Annotated in this window: 2 protein-coding genes; one reads left to right on the top strand and one right to left on the bottom strand. The window is 43.8% G+C overall.

Annotated features, from left to right (window positions below; genetic code table 11):
• A partial coding sequence (locus F6K52_RS34615) for a GAF domain-containing hybrid sensor histidine kinase/response regulator (RefSeq protein ID WP_293089482.1) occupies positions 1-1,828 on the top strand: 1,828 nt, incomplete at its 5' end.
• 135 nt (positions 1,829-1,963) lie between these two features.
• Here the strand turns inward: F6K52_RS34615 and mutL are convergent.
• The coding region (gene mutL, locus F6K52_RS34610) for a DNA mismatch repair endonuclease MutL (RefSeq protein WP_293089479.1) at positions 1,964-3,111 on the bottom strand (1,148 nt) is incomplete at its 5' end.

The following is a 3,111-nucleotide window of genomic DNA, read 5'->3' as shown; positions in this document are numbered from 1 at the left end:
TATGCCAGTAGAAGAAAGCCCAGATATTCCCCAAAGTGCGATCAATTATGTTAAGCGGAAATTGGAAACCTTAGTTATCAATGATATTACCGTTGAGACTATCTTAGCTGCTGACCCCTATTTTATCCGTCAGCAACCCCGGAGTCTGATGTGTAGTCCCATCATCAATCAAGGTCAACTAATTGGCTTACTTTATCTAGAAAATTATCTCACCACTGGAGCCTTTACACCAGACCGATTAGAAGTTTTAAATCTGCTCACATCCCAAGCCGCAATTTCTCTAGAAAATTCCCTATTGTATGGCCAATTAGAAGACTATTCGCACACCCTAGAACAAAAAGTAGAAGAACGCACCGTTCAACTAGCGGAGTCTAATCAACAACTAGCGGAGTCTAATCAACAACTCAAAGCTGCTAAACAAAAAGCGGATGCGGCTAACCAAGCTAAAAGCGATTTTCTCTCCAATATGAGCCATGAATTGCGTACTCCTCTCAATGGCATTCTTGGCTATGCTCAAATCCTGAAGCGGAACCGAGACCTCGGCACCAGGGAAATCGATGGTTTGACGATTATTGAGCAAAGCGGCAACCATTTGTTAACTCTGATCAATGATATTTTAGACTTATCTAAAATTGAAGCTCGCAAAATGGAACTCTACCCCAGAGATTTACACCTCGAAAGTTTCATCGGAACTGTGGTCGGAATTATCCGGATGAGAGCATTAGAAAAAGATATTGTATTCCAATATAACCCTGAAAATAACTTACCTCATGGCATTAAAGCTGACGAGAAACGACTGCGACAGGTATTGCTGAATTTATTAGGTAATGCTGTTAAATTCACCGACTCTGGTGAAGTAACCTTGCAAGTTAGCTTAATTGACCAACAACAAACGACTTCAATTATCCGTTTTCAAGTAATTGATACCGGTGTTGGTATGACCGACGAACAGTTACAGAAAATTTTCCAACCCTTTGAACAAGTAGGAGATACCCAAAGGCGTGCTGCTGGCACTGGTTTAGGTTTAGCCATCACCAAGCAGTTAGTAGAGCTAATGGGAGCAAAGCTACAAGTCACAAGCGAATTTGGTTATGGCTCTACCTTCTGGTTTGATGTTACCTTCCCATTAGTAGAAACATACCAACCACAGCAGCAACAAAAGCTGGGGCAAATTGTTGGTTATATTGGCTCTCGGCGCAAGGTATTAATAGCGGAAGATAAAGCAGCAAATCGAGCTGTGTTGCAGAACATGCTGGAGCCGTTGGGCTTTGAAATTGTGATGGCAGAAAATGGCCAGGAGGAAATCGAACTAGCTCAACAGCTGCAACCTGACGTGATATTGACCGACTTAGTCATGCCGGTCAAAACTGGCTTTGAAGCGATCGCAGAACTGAGAAACCTACCTCAAATGCAGGATATACCAATTATTGTGGTGTCCGCTAACGTTTTAGACACAGACATTGAGAAAAGTAAGCTTGTCGGCTGTCAAGGCTTTTTGTCCAAACCTGTGGATGAGCAACAGTTGCTGAAATTGTTGGGAGAGTATTTACAACTAGAGTGGATTTATGAAGAAGAGTCTCCACAGACCATAGCAGCAGCTAGAATTGAGCAACCGTTAGTGATTCCGCCACCAGCAGAAATGGAAGTGCTCTACGAATTAGCCATGCTCGGCAGTATGAAAAAGATTCGTCAACGAGCTACTTATCTTGAAGAACTGAATACAAAATATATCCCCTTTGCTAAAAAACTCAAAGATTTAGCCGAAGGATTCCAGGAGGAAAAGATTTTAGAGTTAGTAGAAAAGTATCTAGAAATGGACAACAGTTAATCGATTAATGGGAGTAGGGAGTAGGGAAGAACAATTCTCACAATTACTACAGGGATTACTATAACTTGATAACTGGCTAACCTTGGCCAAAAGGCCACGCGTGCGCGTTCAACTTGATAACTTACCAACCCTTCCTTATATCCCATGACTTTTTCCAATTACCCAATGACGGCGGAAAAAACGAGAAAGAGAAGACTCTTTTAAGGATAAATAAATGGGACGCCCGTGGGGACAAGTGCGAGGATTTCTAGTCTTTTTCCACTGATCTAATAACTGCTGCATTTCTGACAAGCTCAGGGGGATACCATTGCGAATTGCACTGCGGCAGGCAGTTGCTACTTGAGCGGTTTGTAAGTCTCCTCCTAAACTCAGCTCTAATAGGGCTTTGGCACAATCGTCTCGCTCGCGCAACAGTTCTGGTGCATTCCGTACTGCCCACAATTCTTCTCCAAAGGGGTCAACTTCGAAACCAATGCGCTGTAGTTGTTCAACCTGCTTAGGGGATAACTGCTGGAGAATGATGGGAGGTTCTAAGGGGACTAACTGCCAGCGATCGCATAATTCTTCATACAACACCCGTTCGTGGGCAATGTGTTGTTCAATTAACCAAATACCGGTGGGATGCTCTGCTACGATATACATATTATGAAGCTGAGCCACGGCTCGCAGTTGGATTAGCCCAATATCATCGGTTTTGCTATCAGTTTTGTCAGTAATTTCTTGAGTGGCTGCTATCCCTTGAATTGAACGACTGGTGATGTAACCTCCTCTAGCTTCCGATGTTTTGAGTAACTGTTTTACCCTGTTAGAGTGAATCGCTTCTGGCAGAGTGGCTGGAGTGATTCGCAAAGCGTGCTCGATAGCTTCAGCAACTTGCTCTTGCCAGTAAGATACGGAGTGTAAGTAAATTTCGGTCTTGGCTGGATGACGATTCCAGTCGATTTGACTCGGACAAATCCGCAGGTGCAGGAAACAAATGGGATAGCGGTCGCGAGGCAAGGTTCGAGCTAATGCTGTGATCATGGTTTGTTCCAATTCATGCGATCGCACAATTCGTCCATTAGTCGCTACCTTTACCCAGTCTGCACGTCTGCGATGGCATCGATCGGGTAATCCTAACACTAGCTCCATCAAACCATTTCCGACATTTCCCTTGGTGCTTTTATCCTGTTCTTGCTCTGTTGCGGAATCCGGTATGGGCACTTCTACCGTTAACGGCTGCAAATCACTTTCCTTTAACTGCTTGATAATTTGAGGCAGAATCTGTTGGGCAGTATGACCAG

It is taken from the genome of Moorena sp. SIO3H5, from assembly GCF_010692395.1.
In the GTDB taxonomy this organism is placed as follows: Bacteria; Cyanobacteriota; Cyanobacteriia; order Cyanobacteriales; family Coleofasciculaceae; genus Moorena.
Note: the sequence above shows the minus strand (reverse complement) of the source record. Positions and strands in the feature narration are given on the sequence as shown.